A 22,431-nucleotide genomic window follows, 5' to 3' on the forward strand; every position below is an offset into this window, starting at 1 on the left:
GCAGTTAGCTCTTTGTGTGATTAATGGCGGAAGTGACGCATGCCAGTAAACACCATTGCCATACCAGCTTCGTCAGCTGCAGCGATAACTTCTTCATCGCGCATTGAACCACCTGGTTGGATAACAGCTGTAATACCAGCCTCTGCTGCAGCATCAATACCATCACGAAATGGGAAGAATGCATCTGATGCCATAACAGAACCTTTTACTTCAAGGTTTTCATCAGCGGCTTTAATGCCAGCAATTTTAGCTGAGTAAACGCGGCTCATTTGGCCTGCACCTACACCAATAGTCATGCCGTCGCGGGCATAAACAATCGCGTTTGATTTAACAAACTTAGCCACTTTCCAGCAAAATAATAAGTCTTTGAGCTCTTGCTCAGTAGGCTGGCGCTTTGACACAACCTTTAAGTCACCTTGCGTAACCATACCTAAATCACGGTCTTGAATTAGTACGCCGCCGTTAACACGTTTAATATCGTGACCGGTTGCTTTACCCGACCATTGACCGCACTCAAGTAAGCGTACATTTTGTTTAGCTGAAATAATTTGCGCTGCGGCTTCAGACACTTTAGGTGCAATAATTACTTCAACAAACTGACGTGAAACAATCGCTTCTGCGGTGTCTGCATCAAGCTCTTGGTTAAAGGCAATAATGCCACCAAATGCTGAAGTAGGATCTGTTTTAAACGCACGATCGTAAGCTTCAAGGATGTTTTCACCGATTGATACGCCACACGGGTTTGCATGTTTTACGATAACACAGGCTGGCACATCAAATTCTTTCACACATTCAAGCGCAGAGTCTGTATCGGCGATGTTGTTGAACGAAAGCGCTTTACCTTGTAGTTGAATCGCCGTTGCTACTGATGCTTCTTGCACATCGTTTTCAACATAAAAAGCGGCGTCTTGGTGTGAGTTTTCACCGTAGCGCATATCTTGTTTTTTAGTGAACTGCATATTGATAGTGCGTGGGAATTTAGTTTCCTCTGCTGCTTCCTCAGTATAATCAGGAACCATTTTACCAAAGTAGTTAGCGATCATACCATCGTACTGTGCAGTGTGCTCGTAAGCGGCAATGGCAAGATCAAAGCGTGTTTTATACGTTGTTGAACCATTATTGCTTTGCATTTCATTGATCACACGGTCGTAATCTTTCGCGTTTACTACGATAGTCACGTCTTTATGGTTTTTAGCCGCGGCACGAACCATTGTTGGTCCACCGATATCAATGTTCTCAATGGCATCTTCAAGGCTGCAGTTTTCTTGAGCGACAGTATTCGCAAAGGGGTATAAGTTAACTACAACGATATCGATAGCTGAGATATTGTTCTCAGTCATTACGCTTTCATCTTGACCACGACGCGCTAAGATGCCGCCATGAATTTTTGGATGAAGAGTTTTAACGCGACCATCCATGATCTCAGGGTGACCTGTGTGGTCAGATACTTCAGTGACTTTAATGCCATTATCAGCAAGTAATTTACAAGTACCGCCAGTTGATAAGATGTCTACGCCTTGTGATTCAAGAGCGCGAGCAAATTCAACAATACCGGTTTTATCTGACACACTTAGTAGTGCGCGACGAATTGGACGATGTGTATCCATTGTAGTTTGATTACCTCAGTGTTTGAGCTAGCTTAGAAAGGCACTATTTTAACTGAATACCGCTTAAAAAACGATGTTTAAAGAATGAGGATTATGCAATTAGGTGCTTTTTTGAGGATTTTTAAAGATATAAAAAAAGCACCCTAAGGTGCTTTTTTGAACATATGCTGTGATATATCACAGCATATGTATTAGTTCATGCCGTATTTCTTTAGTTTCTTACGTAAAGTACCGCGGTTGATACCTAATAAGATTGCCGCACGTGTTTGGTTACCACGTGTGTAAGTCATTACTTCTTCAAGTAATGGCGCTTCTAGCTCTGAAAGAACAAGGTCGTAAACGTCTTGCACATCTTGACCGTTAAGCTGTTTTAAATAATGATGAACAGCTTTTTTCACTGCATCACGCAATGGCTGCGGTTTCTCGTGTGACTGAACATGAGGGTTAGTGATAAATGGAGAAGTCACGTTTTGTTCGAACATTGTTTATATCTCTTTCTTTCTTAGTTAGCTGCTAGTGTTATAAAGTATTGCTCTAAAGCCTCGATTTGTGCCTGTGGATTCTCGAGGACATTAAATACTCGCCTAAACTGACCATCACTGTCATGGGTTTGCAAATACCAAGATACATGTTTTCGAGCGATACGCGCTCCCATTGGTTCCCCGTAAAACGCATGAAGGTTCACTAAGTGTTCCATCAAAATACCGCGTACTTCCTCAATTGGAGGTACTGGTAAGTGTTTACCAGTTCGCAAATAGTGGTCTATCTCCCTAAATATCCAAGGGCGACCTTGGGCGGCTCGACCAATCATAATGGCATCTGCACCCGTATAGTCTAAAACCTGCTTTGCCTTTTCAGGTGATGTGATATCACCATTAGCAACCACAGGTATCGACACTGAACGTTTTATATCCCTAATAGTAGCGTATTCAGCCTCACCTTTGTACATACATGCGCGTGTACGCCCATGTACGGCCAATGAAGCTATGCCATAACGTTCAGCTATTCTCGCAATCTCTACACCGTTACGGTTGCTCTGATCCCATCCTGTACGGATTTTCAGTGTTACAGGTACATCAACAGCGCTAACCACCGCATCAATAATCTCTTCCACTAAATCAGGAAACTGTAATAGCGCTGAGCCTGCGAGTTTCTTGTTCACTTTCTTAGCTGGGCACCCCATATTAATATCTATGATCTGTGCACCATTACTTACATTGAATTGTGCAGCCTGAGCCATTAGCTCAGGATCAGCTCCTGCGATTTGCACTGCACGTATTCCCGATTCACCGCTATGATCCATACGGTTCATCGATTTTTCGGTTTTCCATACCAAAGGATTTGACGATAGCATTTCAGACACAGCTAGTCCCGCACCTAAGCGGCGACAAAGTTGTCTAAATGGTCTGTCTGTAATTCCCGCCATTGGCGCTACAATTACATTGTTCTCTAACTGATATGATCCGATACGCACTGTATTCAATAGGCCTCTTTTCAAGGGGCGCTAAGTTTACGGTTTTTTTAGCAAAAATCAAAGGCTATAAATTGAACAAAAGTGACTTTTTTTTGACTTTTGTGTATTGACATTTGATAACAGTTTGACGAATGGCTTTATTTGTCTGAATTTCATACAAAACTAATTTACTGCAAGAAAATCATTCTGTTCAGGGTTGTGTAAATAATAGGTAAAGCCTGTTAATTACAGGCTTTAGATGGTGGTTTTGGGTTAATGCTCTAAATGGAGTGATTGCTTCAAATTAAGCTTTTTTAATACCACTTACACGAGTCCACTCACCTTCAACGGCTATTTCATCAAGCGCTAAAAAAGGTGCATAAACATCAGCAACTGACTGTGCCTGTTCTTCTAAGATACCTGACATCGCAATTTTACCGCCTGGTTTTAACAAGCCTAAAATCACACTGTGTAGTTCACGCAGTGGTGCGGCTAAAATATTTGCTACTACTATATCTGCTGTAAATTCAGGCTGATTTTCTGGTAGGTAAACTTCGAGTTTGTCAGCAACGCCATTGCGCTGTGCATTATCAAGGCTTGCTTCGAGCGCTTGTGGGTCGATATCAATACCAATCATGCGCTCTGCACCCAGCTTTATCGCTGCAATACCTAAAATGCCTGAGCCACAACCAAAGTCGACGACAGTTTTACCTGTTAAGTCTTGGCTTTCAAGCCATTTTAAGCATAAAGCGGTTGTAGCATGGGTGCCAGTACCAAATGCAAGACCTGGGTCTAATAGAACGTTTACAGCGTCTGGATCAGGAATATCACGCCAGCTTGGGCAGATCCATAGCTTTTCACCAAATTGGATTGGGTGGAAGTTATCCATCCATTCACGTTCCCAGTCTTTGTCTTCAAGCTGCTCAATTTTATAAACTAACGAGTCGTTTATTTCGTCATGGCGTTTTAATAATGCAATCACCGCATTCATATCGTGAGTCGCTTCGAATAAACCAATTACAGTGGTATCGGCCCAGAATACAACAGTGCCGATTTTTGGTTCGTAAATAGGGGTGTCTTTAGCATCAATAAAGGTAACAGACGCACTGCCTGCTTCCATTAATAAGTCACTTACTGCATCAGCTGTTGCAGCATTGGCATTGATACGGATTTGGATCCAAGCCATGATTCTTTCCTGTAAATAGAAAAAAGGCCGCTACAGCGGCCTTTTAAATTTTAATCTGTATTTTTAGCTACTAATTATTTAGCATCTAAGAAGCTTTTCAGTAAGTCAGAGCGAGAAGGATGGCGTAATTTACGCAGTGCCTTCGCTTCGATTTGACGAATACGCTCACGGGTAACGTCAAATTGCTTGCCTACTTCTTCTAGAGTATGGTCGGTGTTCATATCAATACCAAAACGCATACGTAATACTTTTGCTTCGCGGGCGGTAAGGCCGGCTAGTACATCGTTCGTTGCGCCACGAAGGCTTTCCATTGTCGCTGAGTCGATAGGCGAATCAATAGTAGTATCTTCGATAAAGTCACCTAAGTGCGAATCTTCATCATCACCAATTGGCGTTTCCATTGAAATTGGCTCTTTTGCAATTTTAAGTACCTTACGGATTTTATCCTCAGGCATCATCATGCGTTCAGCTAATTCTTCTGGATTTGGCTCACGACCCATTTCTTGTAACATTTGACGTGAAATACGATTAAGTTTATTAATCGTTTCGATCATATGCACAGGAATACGGATTGTACGTGCTTGGTCAGCAATAGAGCGGGTGATTGCTTGACGGATCCACCACGTAGCATAAGTTGAGAACTTATAACCACGGCGATATTCAAACTTATCAACAGCCTTCATCAAACCAATGTTACCTTCTTGGATTAAATCCAAGAATTGTAAACCACGGTTGGTGTATTTTTTTGCAATTGAGATTACAAGACGTAAATTCGCTTCAACCATTTCTTTTTTCGCACGGCGGGCTTTCGCTTCACCAATACTCATACGACGGTTGATGTCTTTAATTCGCTCGATATTTAAACCCGTGCTTTCTTCGATCACACGTAGTTTATTGATACAGCGAATTATCTCAGGCTTCACTTCTTCAAGTTTTGCAGAGTGCTTTTCGTTGGCAGCGATTTCTAAATCAATCCACGATGCATCTGTTTCGTTATTAGCAAAATGCTTAACGAATGTTTTCTTTGGTAATTTGGCAATTTGTACAGCTTGCTTCATGACGATACGTTCTTGAATACGAACGCGATCCATCATTTCACGCATGTTATTTACCATGCGATCAAACTGTTTAGGTATTAATTTGAACGTTCGGAATAATTCGCCGATTTCAAAAATAGCAGCCTGAGAATCAGGATGTGAACGGCCTTTCTTATCGAAGGTTTCACGTGCTTTATTGTAAAGATCGCGAAGATTTTCAAAGTGAACGCGGGCCTCTTCAGGATCTGGGCCGGTATCGACTTCTTCTTCGTCTTCATCATCGTCTTTATCATCATCGTCTTCATCATCAAGCTCTTTTTCGCTTAATTCAGAACCGATATGAGTCGCAGATATAGGCGCTTCATCTTCATTTGGGTCAAAGAAACCAGAGATAATGTCGCTTAGGCGCATTTCTTCGGCTTCAAACTTGTCCCACTGTTCAAGAAGATAAGTAATTGCTTCAGGGTATTCTGCAACCGAGATTTGAACCTGGTTGATCCCTTCTTCAATACGCTTGGCAATAACGATTTCGCCTTCACGGGTTAACAGTTCAACTGTTCCCATTTCACGCATGTACATACGTACCGGATCCGTTGTACGGCCGATCTCTTTATCTACAGTGGCAAGCGCAGCAGCAGCCGCTTCAGCAGCGTCTTCATCTGTTGTCGTTTCTTGCATCATCAATTCATCGGCATCAGGTGCGTTTTCACTAACCTTAATACCCATATCATTGATCATACTAATGATATCTTCTACTTGATCTGAATCGATAATATCTTGTGGAAGGTGATCATTAACTTCTGCAAAAGTTAAATAACCTTGCTCTTTACCTTTTTGAATCAGAAGTTTTAATTGTGACTGAGGAGTTGGATCCATAGAGATTTTTTCTTCCACTCTGATAAGTTGATACAACAGGCGCCAGCTTGCTTATTTAATAAGCCAAGCTAAGTATAATTTGACGCAGTGAATAGCACAGTATAACAGCAAAAATCGTTTTTGACTAGTTGTTAGTCCCTTTTAATGCTTGAGTCAATAAGTGACATTCAAGCCGCTCATCGCTATTTAAGCCTTGAGTCTTGTCCTTTATTAATAGGGTTTCGAGACGATAATTTAAACACTGATCTTCAATAAATTTGAAAGTATTTTTAAATTCATCTTCTAAACGATCTTCATTTATCTCATGTTGCCACGTTGCGAGCTTGATTAATGCTTCATACTCTGGAGCTTCACGAAATGATTCAAGCAATTGTGCCGTAGTAAGGGGGGCCTTTTGTAATGCGTCATGCTGCAAACGAATTAGTAGCGCAATTCCGGCAATATTCATCTGTGCCAAATCAGGTAAATAAGGCACTGTTGATGCAAGTTGCGGGTGCTGGACTAATAAGCCAATAGCGCGGCGCATAGGCGTAATTTTAAACTTACGTTCAATTGAATGCTGTTGCTTTGGTGTTTTTAAACGGTTATTTAATTGCTCTTTGGTGCGGCCAATTAATCGGCCTAAGTGCTCTAATAGGTTCTCTTGATAAAACTCACTGGGTATTTTTTCGACCAATGGCAGCACTGCACTGAGTAGTTTTGCTTTACCAGCGTCAGTGGTTAAGTCAATTTCTAGGCTTAGCTTATTAAACAGTACTTTAGTAAAATCATCAGCTTGAGCTAATCGAACTTCAAAGGCTTCTTTGCCCTCTTGTTGGACTAAGGAATCAGGATCTTCGCCATCGGGTAAAAATACAAACTGTAATGCTTTACCATCACTTAGGTAGGGGAGAGCATTTTCTAACGCACGCCACGCCGCGTCACGTCCTGCACGGTCACCATCGTAACAACAAATTACTTTGTCTGTGGTTCTAAATAAAGTATGCATGTGCTCAGCTGTAGTCGCAGTACCTAGGGCTGCGACTGCATACTCAATACCTTGCTCACTCAATGCCACTACATCCATATAACCTTCAACAATGAGTACATGGTCGAGTTTTTTATGGGCTTGTTTTGCCTCATATAAACCATATAGTTCAAAGCCTTTATGGAAAATACGAGTCTCTGGTGAATTTAAATATTTTGGCCCTTGATCTGCTTGCATGACACGTCCGCCAAACGCGATAACCCGCCCACGTTTATCGCGGATAGGAAACATTAAGCGGTCACGGAAAAAATCAAATTGACGACCTGGTGTTTTCTCAGAGGCCAGCTTTAGCTCAACGAGTTGCTCTTTTTGTTCTTTATTACGACCAAGTTGTTGGCACAAGCCTTCCCATTCACTGGGGGCATAGCCAATCATAAACTTTTTAACTGTTTCGCCAGTTAAGCCTCGGCCTTTGACGTAATCAATGACTGTTGCTGAGTTACTATGGTGTTTTAATTGATGTTGATAAAAACGTGCGGCATGAAGCATTAAATCATAGTCTGAGCGTTTTTGTTCCGCCGTACGTTCAGGACCACTGCTTGTGCCTTGTTCGCGAGGAACATCAAGATTCATCAGGCTAGCGAGCTCTTCAATAGCATCAACAAATTCAAGTTTGTCGTATTCCATTACAAATGAAATAGCGTTGCCATTTGCGCCACAGCCAAAGCAATGATAAAACTGTTTATCTTGCGACACTGTAAATGAAGGTGACTTTTCATTATGGAAAGGGCAACAGGCTTGGTAATCTTTACCGGCTTTTTTAAGACCTACTTTAGAGTCAATTAGCTCAACGATATCGGTTCTAGCGAGTAAATCGTCAATAAAATTTCGTGGGATCTTTCCGGCCATTAGTAAAGTGTAGTCCTGAAATAAATAGAAAAAGGTGAACGAATTAACTTTCGTTCGACAAATTTAGATTTGAACACAAACGCTATTTTTATAAAAGCTAAAAACGAAGAAACCGAGCACATGGCTCGGTTTGCTTAAATCATACGTCTGTATGTGGGTGTATTAGGCAGTTAATCGTTGCTTAATTAAACCAGAAATCTTACCTAAATCGGCGCGACCTTCAGCTTTGCTTTTGATTATACCCATTACTTTACCCATATCTTGCATACCTGCTGCGTTAGTATCAGCAATAGCCGCATCAATGAGGGCAATGATTTCATCTTCACTCAATTGTTGAGGTAAGAATTCTTCAAGTGCCGTAATCTCATTGGCTTCAATTTCGGCTAAATCTTCTCGACCAGCATCAGTGTACTGGGTATAAGAATCACGGCGCTGTTTAACAAGCTTCACTAAGACTGCGGTAATACCGTCATCATCAAGTGTTATTTGCTCGTCAATTTCACGCTGTTTGATAGCAGCAAGTACCATACGAATTGGGTTAAGACGTTGTTTGTCTTTCGCTCGCATCGCATCTTTTTGTGCATCTTTTAGCTTTATTAAAAGGCTCATTTATACAAGACCAATACGGATCAATATAATTTAACGCGACGTGCGTTATCGCGAGAAAGCTTCTTCATGTGACGCTTAACTGCAGCAGCTTTTTTACGCTTACGCTCAGCTGTTGGCTTTTCATAGTGCTCGCGACGACGAACTTCTGAAAGGATACCTGCTTTTTCACATGAACGCTTGAAGCGACGAAGTGCTACGTCAAACGGTTCGTTCTCTCTTACTTTAATTACTGGCATTAAAAATTCACCTACCTAAATAATGAGCGTTGCTCAAGTTGATCAGACAATGATCAAGTGGTTCAAAAATGGTGCGGTATTGTAATCCGAAGCCACACCACATGTAAAGGATAAATATTGACTGTCCCGACAGGAAACTGAAAATATTTCTATGTTATTAATTTTACTGTAATTGATAGAGCCTACATAATACTTGCCCAGCAACTTTCTCTTTTAATAACAGCCAATTGCTTGGTGTTTGTAAAGGGCTAAGTTCGTTTTCGACTTCAACATAAATGAGTGCATTTTTACTTAGCCACTCATTTTCACTCAGTAAATCACAGCATTTTTTTGCCAGATTCTGACGAAACGGCGGGTCAACAAAGACTAAATCGAACTGCTGTTGTAACGTATTTTGGCTCAAATACACTAAACTATCAGTACAATTTATCTGCGCATTTGTGAGCTTTAATGTCTCAGTATTGGCTTTTAATTGTGCTGAAGCAAGTTTATCCCTCTCTAAAAATACAGCTGAGTTGGCAAAACGCGACAATGCTTCGAACCCTAACCCACCAGAACCGGCAAAACAATCAAGCACATTTGCACCGTGAATATCTTGCATTAACCAGTTAAATACAGTTTCTTTTATGCGATCTGTGGTTGGACGAAGCCCTTGTACATCTTTTACTGGTAGCTTGCGGCCACGAAATTGCCCACTGATGATTCTGATGACACCATCATTTACTTTGTTATTTATCTGTTTTTGTGATGATTTATTTCTCATTTAGCTCACTAAAAAATGGTATCTAGAACTTAGCTCAGATAATATTGTAATCATATAGTAGCGTGTCATTTTTCAACTGCGCTAAAAGTGTTACTATGAGCATCTTAGACAATATATTGTGGTTATTGGCAGTTTGGTATTAATACAATACCGTCAGTACGCAAATTATTTCCGTTAGTTTATCAGATTTTTATAAGTGGTTATTAGCAAGTATGGCAAAAAAAAATAAATTCCTGTCTTGGTTAGGTTTTGGTAAGTCAGATAAAAACCAGCAAGTAGAACAAGCAGCCGAAGAGGCTAATAACCAACAAGCAGAAGCTGAGCGTTTAGAGCAAGAACGTATTACAGCAGAGCGTCTAGAGGCTGAGCGTATTGCAGCAGAGCAGCAGGCAGAAGCCGAACGTGTAGAGCAAGAACGTATTGAAGCAGAGCGTCTTGAGGCTGAGCGTGTAGAACAAGAACGTATTGCAGCAGAGCGTCTCGAGGCTGAACGTGTAGAGCAAGAGCGTATTGCAGCAGAAGCTCGCGATGCTGAGCGTTTAGCGATTGCAGATGCTGAATTAGCCGCAGCTGAAAAAGCAGAGCAGCAACGTCGCGACGCAGCCGCTCGTTTAGCTGAACAACAAGAAGCTATGTTGTTACAACAAGAACAACAGGCTACCGAGCAAGCGCAACGTGAAGCGGAGCGTATTGCAGCGGAAAAGGCAGAAGCTGAGCATGTAGAGCAAGAGCGTATTGCAGCAGAAGCTCGCGATGCTGAGCGTTTAGCTATTGCAGATGCTGAATTAGCCGCAGCTGAAAAAGCGGAGCAGCAACGTCGCGACGAAGCCGCTCGTTTAGCTGAACAACAAGAAGCTATGTTGTTACAACAAGAACAACAGGCTACCGAGCAAGCGCAACGTGAAGCGGAGCGTATTGCAGCGGAAAAGGCAGAAGCTGAGCATGTAGAACAACAACGTATCGCAGCAGAACGTCTCGAGGCTGAGCGTTTAGAGCAAGAACGTATTGCAGCAGAGCGTCTCGAGGCTGAGCGTTTAGAACAAGAGCGTATTGCAGCAGAGCGTCTCGAGGCTGAGCGTTTAGAACAAGAACGTATTGCAGCAGAGCAGGCTGAAGCTGAGCGTTTAGAACAAGAACGTATTGCAGCAGAGCGTCTCGAGGCTGAGCGTTTAGAACAAGAACGTATTGCAGCAGAACATGCTGAAGCTGAGCGTTTAGAGCAACAACGTATTGCAGCAGAACAGGCCGAAGCTGAGCATTTAGAGCAAGAACGTATTGCAGCAGAGCAGGCTGAAGCTGAGCGTTTAGAGCAACAACGTATTGCAGCAGAAGAAGCTAAAGCAGCAGAAAAGCCGAAAAAAGAAGGTTTCTTTGCTCGTCTTAAAAAAGGTTTATTAAAAACGCGTATAAATATAGGCTCAGGTTTTGCGTCAATTTTTACAGGTAAAAAGATTGATGATGAGCTGTTTGAAGATCTTGAAACGCAGTTATTAACAGCGGATTTGGGTGTTGATACCACCATGAAACTGATCGACAGCCTTACTGATGCGGCTAACCGTAAACAGTTAAAAGATGGCGATGCACTGTATGAATTAATGAAGCAAGAAATGGCTGCTATGCTTAAAACCGCAGAGCAACCTTTAGTTATACCTGCAGATAAAAAACCATTTGTTATTTTAATGGTGGGCGTAAATGGTGTTGGTAAAACAACCACCATTGGTAAATTAGCTAAGCAGTTTCAAGATGAAGGCAAATCAGTCATGTTAGCGGCAGGGGATACGTTCCGTGCAGCAGCCGTTGAGCAACTACAAGTATGGGGTGAGCGTAATAAAATCCCAGTAATAGCACAGCACACCGGTGCCGATAGTGCTTCAGTGGTATTTGATGCATTTCAAGCAGCAAAAGCGCGTAATGTTGATGTGTTAATTGCCGATACAGCAGGACGCTTGCAAAATAAAGATAATCTAATGCAAGAGCTTGAAAAGATTGCGCGTGTGATGAAAAAGATTGACCCAGATGCGCCACATGAAGTCATGCTAACAATTGATGCGGGCACAGGGCAAAATGCAATTAGCCAAGTAAACTTATTTAATCAGTGTGTTGGTCTTACAGGGATAACTTTATCTAAGTTAGATGGTACGGCTAAAGGTGGGGTTATCTTCGCCGTAGCTGATAAGTTTAATATTCCGATCCGTTATATTGGTGTTGGCGAAGGCATTGAAGATTTACGTGCATTTAATAGCAATGACTTCATTGATGCGCTATTTAGCCAAGATGAGGACAACGCTTAATATACCCATTGGTATTAATAAAAGGGAGCAAGCTCCCTTTTCAGCTGCAGATGATTGATAATTAAAATGATAAATTTTCAGCAAGTGAGTAAAACATATCCCGGCGGCCATCGTGCACTGGAAAAAGTGAGCTTTCATATTAAGCCCGGAGAACTGGCTTTTTTAACTGGTCATAGTGGTGCAGGTAAAAGTACCTTACTTAAACTAATTAGTTTAATGGAACGTCCATCAGCGGGTCACGTATTTATAAATGGTGTTGATTTAAATACAGTGAAACCAAGACAAATCCCTTATGTACGCCGAGATATCGGGATTATCTTTCAAAATCATCGTCTATTAGAGCGGCATACAATTTTTGATAATGTTGCTTTACCCTTAATAATAGAAGGCACACACCATAAGCAAATTGAAAAACGAGTTCATGGTGCACTTGATAAAGTAGGCTTGCTTGATAAAGTAAAGTGCCACCCATCAACGCTTTCTGGTGGCGAACAACAGCGAGTCGGCATTGCACGCGCCATTGTCAATTCACCTCCATTGTTACTTGCTGATGAGCCAACCGGTAATTTAGATCCTGAACTTTCAATGGATATTTTACGTTTGTTTGAAGAGTTTAATAACCATGGGACTACGGTCTTAATTGCCACTCATGATCTTGGTCTCATCTCGAGAATGAAATATCGCAGCTTAACGTTAAAAGATGGCCGAATGAGTCAAGACCCATTGGCTGAGGCATCATTATGAGTTTGTTATTTAAAGGCCGAAAAAGCCAAAATGAACGAGTGAAAAAATCTATTTTTTCGAATAGTTACTTTTTTGTTTTAAATATTTTTCGCCAAGGAATTCATAGCTTAGGTGAAATGTGGCGCACGCCAATGGCTTCAATGATGACAATTGCCGTATTGGGTTTAAGCTTAACCCTACCAGCAACTCTTTATTTGGTTGTTAAAAACGTCCAGCAAGTTAGCAGTGGATTTGAAGAAGCTGCAGAGATCTCATTATTTGTAAAAGAATCCATGAGTGAGCAGGAAACGCAGACCTTAGTAAAACGTTTAGCCTTGTATTCAGAAATAGATACGGTCACTTTTATTTCAAAGCAACACGCATTAACTGAATTTAAAGAGGTATCAGGGTTTGGCCAAGCACTTGAATATTTAGATTCGAACCCATTGCCAGATGTTGTAATAGTTACACCAACATCAAAACATCGCCAACCAAACGCAGCACAAGCACTATTAAAAAAACTAGAAGCTGAACGAGAAGTGGATTTTGGTAAGCTAGATATCGCATGGTTAGAGCGCTTAAATGCATTACTTAGCTTATTAAAGGAAAGTGTGCTCACCATTACACTGCTTTTACTTACCTCAGTAACCTTGATTATTGGCAATACTATTCGATTATCTATTATGGATAAGAAAGAAGAGATCCAAGTAATGAAGCTCGTGGGTGCAACAAATACGTTTATCCACGCACCTTTCCTATGGACAGGTATTTGGTATGGCATTATAGGTGGTTTGTTTGCCTTTATATGCGTAGCTTTAATGATGTGGTGGCTTGGGGCCGCGGTTACGCAGGTCGCAGGCGTTTACCAAACAAGTTTTAATTTAGTTGGGCTAAGTGTTGGCGAATTTGCCGCACTGGTAATGCTTGCAACTAGCTTAGGCTTTGTTGGCTCATATTTATCAGTTAATCGCTACATTAAAGAAATAGAGCCCGATAAAGTGTAACAATTGTTGTTTATAATCACCAGTTACGTTGGTGGTAGGTAATACTGCTAATGCTACCAACGTACCGCAAAGCTAGAATTCATCGCTTATTCAGGCGTTTAAAGTACAATAAAAAACATCAAAAAAACCACTTGCTTCAATCGAAAAAAAGTTTTACATTGAAGTTAGCACTCTAAGTTAAAGAGTGCTAAGATAGTTTCAAATGTTTATCACTGAGGTGAAAAATGAGTAAAGATATATACGCAATGGCACTCACAGTTGGACAGCAAAGCGCAAGTATTGATGGTTACCTTCAAGCGGTAAGTACAATACCAATGCTAGGTGCTGAGCAAGAAAAAGAGTTGGCGACTCGTCTCCAGGAAGATGGCGATCTTAGTGCTGCAAAGCAACTCATCATGTCTCATCTTCGCTTTGTTGCACACATTGCTAAAGGTTATTCAGGTTATGGTTTACCACAAGCCGATTTAATCCAAGAAGGCAACATAGGCCTAATGAAAGCAGTAAAACGTTTTGACCCTACCGTGGGTGTACGTTTGGTTTCATTTGCAGTGCATTGGATTAAAGCTGAAATACACGAATTTGTACTTAAAAATTGGCGCATCGTAAAAGTTGCGACAACAAAAGCACAGCGTAAATTGTTCTTTAACCTTCGTAAGAACAAAAAGCGTTTAGGTTGGTTTAACCAAGCTGAAGTAGCAACCGTCGCGAGCGAGCTAGGTGTAAGTGAAAAAGAAGTTCGTGAAATGGAATCGCGCATGAGCGGCCAAGACATGGGCTTTGATTTAACCGGTGACGACAGTGATGACGCGCCAACAAGCACATACTCACCAGTGCAGTACTTAACAGACGGCAGCAACGATTTAGCTGACGAGGTTGAACAGCAGCAATGGCAAGAGCAATCGCACACACGTTTGTTCAGTGCTTTAAAAACGCTTGATGAGCGTTCACAAGACATTGTTAGCGCACGTTGGCTATCAGACGACAAAGCAACACTGCAAGAGCTTGCGCAAAAGTACAGCGTATCTGCAGAGCGTGTTCGTCAGCTTGAAAAAACAGCGATGAAAAAGCTACAAGCTGCAATGAGTTAATCACAGCTTAGTAAGAATATTAAAAGCCCCGCATGAAAATGCGGGGCTTTTTGGTTTTAAGAGTAAGCATCAATTCTTTAGCGGTGTTATTACTGCCAGCCATTCAGTCAGTAAAGCAGGGCATATTTAGAAGATTAGGGAACATATGGTCCTTTAGTTGAAAAAACAGCCTAATTTATATATTCTGATTGTCAGCCACTGTTAAAAGGAATTAATGTGCGACTCTACCATTTTTCACTTGTAATTATTGCTGTGATAATTTTGTTTATCCAGCTTGATCCCACCTATTACGTTATTAACTATGTCACCATACCTGCATCGGTATTATGTTTATTTGGGTTAATTTACCAGTACACGCAAAAAAATATTTTTGGTTATATCGCAATGGCAGGATTTGCCGTTTTTTTACCCATTGGCGCTTTAGGCATTTTGTCTATCAGAGAGGCAATGGATAAAAAAATGAAACTTGAATTTATAAGGAAGTTAAATAATGACTGATATGGTAATCGAAAAACCAACCACAATAATTAAAGTAGCCACTGAAAAATTAACACCACAATTAATCATCGGTATTCTTATCGTTATTGCAGGTTTTGTGCTGATCCCTAATATAATTGGCCTAGGTTTCATGCTGATTATTTTTTATTTCGTAAATAGTAGTATCGAGGTGGTAAGAATTTACCCAAAATACTCAGAAATAAAATTGGCAATTATTCGCCCTCGTTGGCTTATTTTAGATGCCAGTGTAGAAAGCGCTGAAGTGGACGGTAAAAACTTGCTGCTAAAAATTAACGATGAGGATAAGCAACTCACCAGAAAGATCCCGTTAAATGCGCTATCAGAAGCTGATGGTGAAAGTGTTATAAAATACTACCAATCTCAAGCGAACCATAACGCCAAAAAATAACGCCCCTCTACATTCGCGCTAACGCTTCACGCTAAATAACTAATGCAGGTTGGTTATTTAGCGTGAAGCGAAACCCAATGAAAAATCTCCAAGCATGATATCTGATCGTTGAGTTGTTGACTGTTCTGAACGCGTCATAAATGAATATTTAAAATGTGATAAGCAAAAAGTAAAACGCAATCTCATTATTTTTTTACAACAGGCGCGTTATAAAAAACAAACACTTGCCCAAATTGATTACAAGTGTAATACTTTTGATTACATCTGTAATCAAGTCTGTATTTAACAATTTACAGGCTAATAATGAGAGGGCAAAGCTTGTGAAAAAGCATATTACCATAGGTTTCTTTTTGGCCATATATACCTTAAGTGCACAAGCACAAGAGTCAAAGTTCGAGGCTGTACTCGCGTGTCATAATTCAGCTGACGCGCCGGGTATGGCGATTAGACTAGAGCAATCGGGTTCACTTGCTTATAGTGGTGCTATTGGTTTGGCAAATATGACTACATTGAGAGAGCTTCATGTAGATGACGTATTTCAAATCGGCTCAGTGACAAAAACATTCACCGCAGCGGCTATTTTAAAGCTTTCTGAGCAAAAGAAATTGTCACTACAGGATTCATTGGTAAAGTATATTCCCGATATTAATCCAGAATATAAATATTTAAGTATTGAACGAATTTTAAGTCATACATCAGGCCTACCCGATTACTTAGGTGACCCTCACGTTACTGCACTTTATGATCAATATGCACCATTAGATCAAGTTATAAAGAGTATCAGCAAGCAATCAGTGCTGTCGAAACCGGGAATGGAATATAGCTATTCAAATTTGGGCTATGTGCTTTTAGGTAAAGTGATTGAAGCCTCTTCGGGTGTTTCTTATGAGCAGTTTCTATCTCAAACCTTTTTTACACCACTAAAAATGAATAACACGTTTGTTATTACTAAAGGAACAACGACAGGTGAGGTCAAGGGTTATACAAGCGAACCAAATAAACCCGATCAATACCTATCACCTGAGCAATCCATACAGAGAAAATGGAATGTAGACCGTAGTTGGATTGCTTCAGCTGGAGCAATTGCCTCTACGCTTGCAGATATGAGCTTATGGCAAAACGCATTAAAATCGGGGCAAGTTATTTCAGCGCACAACTTCCAATTAATGACGACCCAAGCAGCATTGATAAATAAAGACAGAATAAACTACGGGTATGGTGTAGATGTATATCCCATAAGTGGATTAAATAGCTTTAGTCATCAAGGAATTGTGCCTGGTTTTTTTACATGGCATGTTTATTTTCCAACGGTAGATTTAACAGCTACAGCATTTGCCAATATTGATAGTAAGCACCCTGGTCCAGCTTTATTAGATATGATCGCTTTGCAATTGAATTTATCGCCTCAGCCTGTAAAAGGGGAAAAAGCAGCCCGTACAGCTAGATCTTTAATTGGACGCTATCAATCAGCTGACATGAAAATGTTGACTATATCATATGAAAATAATGTTCTTTATTCTCATTATGAGGGAGAAGAAAAACGAAAGATTATTCCACGAGAGAATAATGCCTACTCTTACGAATGCACTGAAAACTATTTTCAGCTTAGAGATAATAATGGCACAAATGAAATAGTGCCAGTGTCACTATATCATGGCGAACAAGCCCCTTTAATAAAGCTATAAATACTTTATTTTAACCTTTAATTTTTATAAGTAATTTTATTTTCTTGTTGAATTTAAAATATGAATAGGCATTTAAGCCTCCAAAAAGTGCAATTTCCTTTTTAAATTTAGCTGCAGGTGTAATCTCAACGGAACCGGAGGCGCCATTTCAGGTTAATTCGAATACACCAAGAGTTTCTATGGATGGGTGGAGCCAAGGAGCTGTTTTGGAGCTAGGGAAGGGCCGAATAGCCGTATTTTCTGAAGGTATGATGTTCTCATCCCAGTTAGACAGCACAACAGGTAAAAAGTATGGATTAACATCAGCTGGTGCGCAACACAATGAACAGTGTTATGCACTGGCTTGTGGAGGAACTCTAATATTTATGGGGAGCAACCACACGACTTAGGCTCTGCCTTGCCTAAATACCACACAGTCTGCTGCAAAATCAATCACGAAAGGTCAACACGCCCTAGCTCTTTGTTGGCACACAAAACTAAACACGTCACGAGTTTGATTGAAACTTACAGCTTACAGTGCGCAATGACTATTTAGCTTCACAAGGTTTAGCGTCATTGAGAGATATTTATTACGGAAGGTGGGCTGCCCATTGCACTTCCTATTAATAAAACAAGTCATAGGACGGCTGTTTTCTTAGTTGATTTTAATTCACTTATATCGGGTTTGTTATTAAACATTTCACCGTCTTCTTTCTTTTCGATGACTTCTTTTTGTTGCGCTTCTACCACGTGTTTTTTTCCTGGGTTGAAAATAGCATCTACTTCTAAGAAAGCTCCGCTGACGGAACTCTGACCTGAAACAGTGCTTTTATTTTTCTTTTTGAACCAATCCAAGTTAAGAGTTTTGTACGCAACAGCAATTCCAATAACAGGTATAAACCAAACACAAAGAAACAAGACTAAACGCTTTTGCAATGAAGGTACCCATTGATGAATTTCTTTCGATATATGGGCGTTGACCAAAATGTGAAATACAGCAATGATTGATCCCAGAGCTAACAACTTAGTGTGATCCATAACTAGTAACCCTCTAAAAGCCTAACGAGCTTGTACGATAACTCGTTTTTAAGCTATTTTATATTGATGGTTCAACCATAGCTGGGTTCCTATTTTGGTTCAATCGGTTACTTTGATTTTACGTAAAATATAAAAAGAGGACTTGGTGTTGTTTTAATGCTAAGAGCTTGGTAACAGAAGCTAAGACGCGTGTTATGTTGTAGGCGGGAGTTTATCTCGCGCTTCGGTTGGTACATTTTTTAAGAAATAACCTTGGTGAAAAAATTAGGTGAATTATTCACAAAGAGACTAAGTGATTAATAAAGCATAAAATATATAAATAATAGAGGTAAAAATTAGATTGCTTTGTGCCCGTTAGCGCGAGTTAGTGATTTTGATGTCTGAAGACAAGATCTGATCCGATTACTCTATGCTGAAACAGTCGAGCAGATCGAAGCACTGCACCATGGAATATCAACAGAAATTAACCAGCTTGTGCGTGTCAATATACGCGGAGAATTGAGCGCTTACTATTAATCAATTTTAAAACTAACAAAATTACTATCTAAATATTTATTCTTTTTCCAATCCATATACCTAAATTTTATTTTATATTCACCTTTTTTAAGTTTATGCCATTCCTTAATCCAATCCAAATCTACCTTAGAACCATATACATTGAATCTAGGTGTTTTTACAACTTTACTATGTGACATATCGAAATTCGCCAAAGATAGGAGTGTATCGACTACATTACCATTCTTATCTATCACAATTGGGCATATATTGGATTTTTGTTTACATGAACCAACAATGAATACATATGGATAATATTTTTCCGGCATATATTCACCATTATCAAAAACAAAATATATACTACTCTTATTTTTGAAAGCAATTAACTCTTCAGCTTGAGTAGCAAATACCGGCAAGAAGAAAAATAATGATATTAATTTTAACATGTAATTCCCCTAGAAGTTTTATTATCAATGTGAATATTTACACAATTATCAGAACAGAAAACATCCATCTTAAACAGACATTGATCAGACCGTTTGTGACTCATCAGCTGTAATTGTATATTCGAAAAACTTACCGTCTTTTTTGTAGCAAGTTCTCCAGAGAGCAGTTTGAGAAAAGTGATAAAATGTAAGTTTTCCTAAGCCATTCTTTCCATGAACTAAAGTGTGCTAAACCTCACTATCTCGTTTTTCTGAAGATAAAACTGGTTTCAATTTATTGTAAACTTCTTTGAGTGGCATACCTTTGTCATTATCAGAAATTGAAAAATCATAAATATCTCCAACCTCTGTAGCAAGATAATCAATTTCTATTGTATTAGCACCAGCATCGAAACCGTTCCAAATATACTCTGCAATTGCTCGATGCTTTTAAGCCTATTCTTAATCCCTTTAGTATTAACTTCTGCTTTGCTCATTTTAATCCTTTATGAATAAACTCATATACTTGATGGAAAATTTAACGAGCCTGTAGAATAACTCGTTTTTAATTTATTTTTATTGATGTATTAACCATAGCCGAGTTCCTATTTCGATTCAATCGACAACTGACTTTCACGTAAAAATATAAAAAGAGGATTTGCTGTTGCTTTAATTGGTGTTTTGGAAGGTATGACAGGTGTTTAAGTGGCTTATTTGAGGTGGTAAGGGGTTACCCATTATTAATGTATCGTGTTTTGCAGCTTTTCTAGATTATGAACTAAACAATACAGTTGCCATTGGGCATTCACTTTCGTTTGACCCCGTAAGGTCAATTTGTTCATTCCTTTATTGACTGTAATATTTCGCTTTTTACCATAAGGAAAGCAGGCTCTATACAGCCTAACCTTTTACCATTCCTTCAATAAAAAGTTGTCGTCGCCCCTGTGGGCTGTCTATTTTGACCTTCATTTTGTCAATGTAGTTCATTTTCAACCTACCAAGACTTATCTACTAACGGTGGATTTAGAACATTAGATTCAACATAGGATAAGAATGCGCTACTGGCGGCAATGGCGCTCTTTATAAAAGGAATAGTACGCACTAAAGTACGCAGTTTAATGAAATTGGGTGTTAACGAACGACTGGCCATAGCCTGTGGTATCACCAGTACCAAAAGTAGGCGCTTGGAAGCGAAGGCCCTTGTAGAAGCTCAAAAACAAAAGGAATTAACATTGCATTAGGCAATGATTACTTAGCGTCACAAGGTTTAGTGTCATTGAGAGATGTTTGGATCAATATTCATTACGGGAGATGAAGCGCCCATTGCACTTCCTGCTAATAAAAAGCGCATGATGGGTGGTGTGGGGGCTGGAGGTTAGAGACCTCCGGCTACTCGATTATAGCTCAGCGATGTGCGACAAGGTTTCAGGATGACGCTGAACCAATTTTAGAAGGGTTACCGCTTGTCCATTTGGTGCGCTACGCCCTTGTTCCCAATTTTCTAATGTACGAGATGATGTATGCAGTAAACGCGCAAACACACCACGAGACATATTAAATTGTTCACGAATACTCATGATTTCATTAGGTGAAATATCTAACTCACCCACATCTTTAAGCTTATGATTTTTAAGGGTTAACTTACCATTGGGATGTTCTTTAGCCTCAATAAGAGATGAACTTAACTCTGTAAATAGATCACGATTGCTCATTACGCCACGCCTCCATAAAAGCCTTTAATTGTTTCTTTTGGTCTGCGGTTAAGTCGGACATTTCATTCTTGCCATAAATTGTCAGCAAGTAGAAACGACGCTTTTCATCGAGGAAGTAATAGATAACACGAGAGCCACCACGCTTAACCTTACCTTTACTTGCAGCTCGAATTTTTCGCAAATCACCTGTACCTTGAATCACATCACCCTGTTTTGGGTTAGACATTAACTCAGCTTGGAAAAGTCTAAACTCTTCATCGCTGAGATACTCATTGCGGTACTTTTCAAATATGGTCGATTCGACAAATATACTTTTCATATGCAAAGTATACGCAAGTAACGTACAGGTCGCAAAGCTATACGTGATCAACGTAGTTTTAATTTTTAAGAAGACGAGGCTGACCTAAGCTATAACGAGGCTGTAGGATAACTCTAAGCGTTTTTAAAGCATTAGGTAATGCATTTGGAACCCATAAAACAGGCTGTTTTTCTTAAAAAAGAGTAATTCTACAACCTCAACGCCGTTTTAAGCGGTAAATTGCAATTGGCTAAAATAAGTTAGGCACGAATAAAAAGCCAACTGTAATTTGTCCGTCTTGAAAACCCGATTAGGTTAACAGTTGCACTCCCAAGCCAATAGAACTAACCACTATACCGCTTAATGTTAAATATTGCTGTATTTCGGCTTTGACTAATATAGGCGATTGAATCTCTTTTAAAGCAGATTTGAAAGGCATAAAAAACATTTGGGGAGTTAAACCTGTAGCAAATAAAGTTATTGCTACGCCTGTTGAAATAGCTAGATTACTTATGTTGGTTTGAGAATTGAAAAAGTCATAACAACCAGCCACAAGAAACAAAAAACTAGCCCCCCAACAAAAAGCTACAACTAATTTTTCTTTAAATAGTAAATTACCCACTGAACTCTCCTTGTTAACCTAACAATTCTATAGTGCGGGCATCGCGGATATTTCTGCTCTGGCCACACTCATGTGTATGCTTTATATAGTTTTAACAAATTACCTAAGATATTACTATCTGTTAATTTTTTATAGTTTTAATACAAAATAAAGTAGATAAAGATGCGCGCGTCGCTGATTTTCCTGAATCTGTGTGTGAACAACAGTTTGACCACTCAATTAGCTATTATATTGAGTCAATATCCGGTGAACGCTCTAAACCGCCACTGGGTTTTATTCTTACATCGTTGGGTTTCGTTGCTCTCAACCACAACCTACGTGATAAATTTAACGACGGCCTATGCTGTTTACTAGCTCCTTTTCTCTTGCAACTTGTGGCTTTTAACTTACAATTTGACCGCTGACCGCTGACCGCTGACCGCTGACCGCTGACCGCTGACCGCTGACCGCTGACCGCTGACCGCTGACCGCTGACCGCTGACCGCTGACCGCTGACCGCTGACCGCTGACCGCTGACCGCT

Annotated in this window: 23 protein-coding genes and 1 pseudogene; 8 read left to right on the plus strand and 16 right to left on the minus strand. The window is 40.0% G+C overall.

Annotation, left to right across the window (positions count from 1 at the left end; all coding sequences use genetic code 11):
* Window positions 1-20: 20 nt before the first annotated feature.
* The 9 genes from purH to rsmD all read right to left on the minus strand — a co-directional run bounded on the left by purH (window position 21) and on the right by rsmD (window position 9,643).
* On the minus strand, window positions 21-1,607 hold the full coding sequence (gene purH, locus A7967_RS14865) for a bifunctional phosphoribosylaminoimidazolecarboxamide formyltransferase/IMP cyclohydrolase (RefSeq protein ID WP_054203051.1): 1,587 nt from the start codon (window positions 1,605-1,607) through the stop codon (window positions 21-23).
* Window positions 1,608-1,798: 191 nt separating this feature from the next.
* Window positions 1,799-2,089, minus strand: coding sequence for a DNA-binding transcriptional regulator Fis (gene fis, locus A7967_RS14870; RefSeq protein ID WP_002957804.1), 291 nt, complete (start codon window positions 2,087-2,089; stop codon window positions 1,799-1,801).
* Between the two features lie 20 nt (window positions 2,090-2,109).
* Entirely contained in the window at window positions 2,110-3,081 is a 972-nt protein-coding gene (dusB, locus tag A7967_RS14875; RefSeq protein WP_170174191.1) for a tRNA dihydrouridine synthase DusB, read from the minus strand.
* 283 nt (window positions 3,082-3,364) lie between these two features.
* Window positions 3,365-4,246, minus strand: a complete 882-nt coding sequence (gene prmA / locus A7967_RS14880) for a 50S ribosomal protein L11 methyltransferase (protein ID WP_054203053.1) — start codon at window positions 4,244-4,246, stop codon at window positions 3,365-3,367.
* A gap of 74 nt (window positions 4,247-4,320) precedes the next feature.
* Window positions 4,321-6,159 carry an RNA polymerase sigma factor RpoD gene (gene rpoD, locus A7967_RS14885; protein WP_054203054.1) on the minus strand — a complete coding sequence of 613 codons (1,839 nt, stop codon included), beginning with the start codon at window positions 6,157-6,159 and terminating at the stop codon, window positions 4,321-4,323.
* A gap of 124 nt (window positions 6,160-6,283) precedes the next feature.
* Window positions 6,284-8,035 carry a DNA primase gene (gene dnaG, locus A7967_RS14890; RefSeq protein WP_054203055.1) on the minus strand — a complete coding sequence of 584 codons (1,752 nt, stop codon included), beginning with the start codon at window positions 8,033-8,035 and terminating at the stop codon, window positions 6,284-6,286.
* A 162-nt stretch (window positions 8,036-8,197) separates the two neighbouring features.
* A complete protein-coding gene (locus tag A7967_RS14895; protein WP_054203056.1) occupies window positions 8,198-8,644 on the minus strand; it encodes a GatB/YqeY domain-containing protein in 447 nt (148 codons plus the stop codon).
* A gap of 20 nt (window positions 8,645-8,664) precedes the next feature.
* A complete protein-coding gene (gene rpsU / locus A7967_RS14900; RefSeq protein WP_002957797.1) occupies window positions 8,665-8,880 on the minus strand; it encodes a 30S ribosomal protein S21 in 216 nt (71 codons plus the stop codon).
* Between the two features lie 163 nt (window positions 8,881-9,043).
* Entirely contained in the window at window positions 9,044-9,643 is a 600-nt protein-coding gene (gene rsmD / locus A7967_RS14905) for a 16S rRNA (guanine(966)-N(2))-methyltransferase RsmD (protein WP_054203057.1), read from the minus strand.
* 212 nt (window positions 9,644-9,855) lie between these two features.
* Here rsmD and ftsY point away from each other — a divergent pair, with 212 nt between their 5' ends.
* From ftsY to A7967_RS14945, 8 genes are all read left to right on the plus strand, one after another.
* The gene (gene ftsY / locus A7967_RS14910; RefSeq protein ID WP_082916338.1) at window positions 9,856-11,934 is read left to right on the plus strand and encodes a signal recognition particle-docking protein FtsY; all 2,079 of its coding nucleotides are present in this window, start codon (window positions 9,856-9,858) and stop codon (window positions 11,932-11,934) included.
* A 66-nt stretch (window positions 11,935-12,000) separates the two neighbouring features.
* Entirely contained in the window at window positions 12,001-12,678 is a 678-nt protein-coding gene (gene ftsE / locus A7967_RS14915) for a cell division ATP-binding protein FtsE (protein WP_054203058.1), read from the plus strand.
* Window positions 12,675-13,661, plus strand: a complete 987-nt coding sequence (gene ftsX, locus A7967_RS14920; protein WP_054203059.1) for a permease-like cell division protein FtsX — start codon at window positions 12,675-12,677, stop codon at window positions 13,659-13,661. Before ftsE ends, ftsX begins: the two co-directional genes overlap by 4 nt.
* A gap of 224 nt (window positions 13,662-13,885) precedes the next feature.
* Window positions 13,886-14,749, plus strand: a complete 864-nt coding sequence (gene rpoH / locus A7967_RS14925) for an RNA polymerase sigma factor RpoH (protein WP_054203060.1) — start codon at window positions 13,886-13,888, stop codon at window positions 14,747-14,749.
* A 216-nt stretch (window positions 14,750-14,965) separates the two neighbouring features.
* Window positions 14,966-15,247, plus strand: coding sequence for a hypothetical protein (locus A7967_RS14930; RefSeq protein ID WP_054203061.1), 282 nt, complete (start codon window positions 14,966-14,968; stop codon window positions 15,245-15,247).
* A complete protein-coding gene (locus A7967_RS14935) occupies window positions 15,240-15,656 on the plus strand; it encodes a hypothetical protein (RefSeq protein WP_064435822.1) in 417 nt (138 codons plus the stop codon). Before A7967_RS14930 ends, A7967_RS14935 begins: the two co-directional genes overlap by 8 nt.
* Window positions 15,657-15,976: 320 nt before the next feature.
* Entirely contained in the window at window positions 15,977-17,341 is a 1,365-nt protein-coding gene (locus A7967_RS14940; protein ID WP_064435823.1) for a serine hydrolase domain-containing protein, read from the plus strand.
* A gap of 179 nt (window positions 17,342-17,520) precedes the next feature.
* Window positions 17,521-17,730, plus strand: a complete 210-nt coding sequence (locus A7967_RS14945; protein ID WP_064435824.1) for a hypothetical protein — start codon at window positions 17,521-17,523, stop codon at window positions 17,728-17,730.
* Between the two features lie 226 nt (window positions 17,731-17,956).
* Here the strand turns inward: A7967_RS14945 and A7967_RS14950 are convergent, their stop codons facing one another.
* From A7967_RS14950 to A7967_RS14970, 7 genes and pseudogenes are all read right to left on the minus strand, one after another.
* The gene (locus tag A7967_RS14950; protein WP_064435825.1) at window positions 17,957-18,358 is read right to left on the minus strand and encodes a hypothetical protein; all 402 of its coding nucleotides are present in this window, start codon (window positions 18,356-18,358) and stop codon (window positions 17,957-17,959) included.
* Window positions 18,359-18,870: 512 nt separating this feature from the next.
* Complete coding sequence (locus A7967_RS14955; RefSeq protein ID WP_064435826.1) at window positions 18,871-19,299, minus strand: hypothetical protein; 429 nt, start codon at window positions 19,297-19,299, stop codon at window positions 18,871-18,873.
* A 228-nt stretch (window positions 19,300-19,527) separates the two neighbouring features.
* On the minus strand, window positions 19,528-19,716 hold the full coding sequence (locus A7967_RS23645) for an ATP-binding protein (protein WP_082916339.1): 189 nt from the start codon (window positions 19,714-19,716) through the stop codon (window positions 19,528-19,530).
* 302 nt (window positions 19,717-20,018) lie between these two features.
* Window positions 20,019-20,274: pseudogene (locus tag A7967_RS23720) on the minus strand (transposase); the annotation flags it as partial.
* Between the two features lie 401 nt (window positions 20,275-20,675).
* Window positions 20,676-20,990: a helix-turn-helix domain-containing protein gene (locus A7967_RS14960; protein ID WP_064435827.1), complete on the minus strand. Its 315-nt coding sequence runs from the start codon at window positions 20,988-20,990 to the stop codon at window positions 20,676-20,678.
* Window positions 20,977-21,309 carry a type II toxin-antitoxin system RelE/ParE family toxin gene (locus A7967_RS14965; RefSeq protein ID WP_064435828.1) on the minus strand — a complete coding sequence of 111 codons (333 nt, stop codon included), beginning with the start codon at window positions 21,307-21,309 and terminating at the stop codon, window positions 20,977-20,979. Before A7967_RS14965 ends, A7967_RS14960 begins: the two co-directional genes overlap by 14 nt.
* 289 nt (window positions 21,310-21,598) lie before the next feature.
* On the minus strand, window positions 21,599-21,910 hold the full coding sequence (locus tag A7967_RS14970; protein ID WP_064435829.1) for a hypothetical protein: 312 nt from the start codon (window positions 21,908-21,910) through the stop codon (window positions 21,599-21,601).
* Window positions 21,911-22,431: the final 521 nt, after the last annotated feature.

Source organism: Pseudoalteromonas neustonica, from assembly GCF_001653135.1.
In the GTDB taxonomy this organism is placed as follows: Bacteria; Pseudomonadota; Gammaproteobacteria; order Enterobacterales; family Alteromonadaceae; genus Pseudoalteromonas; species Pseudoalteromonas neustonica.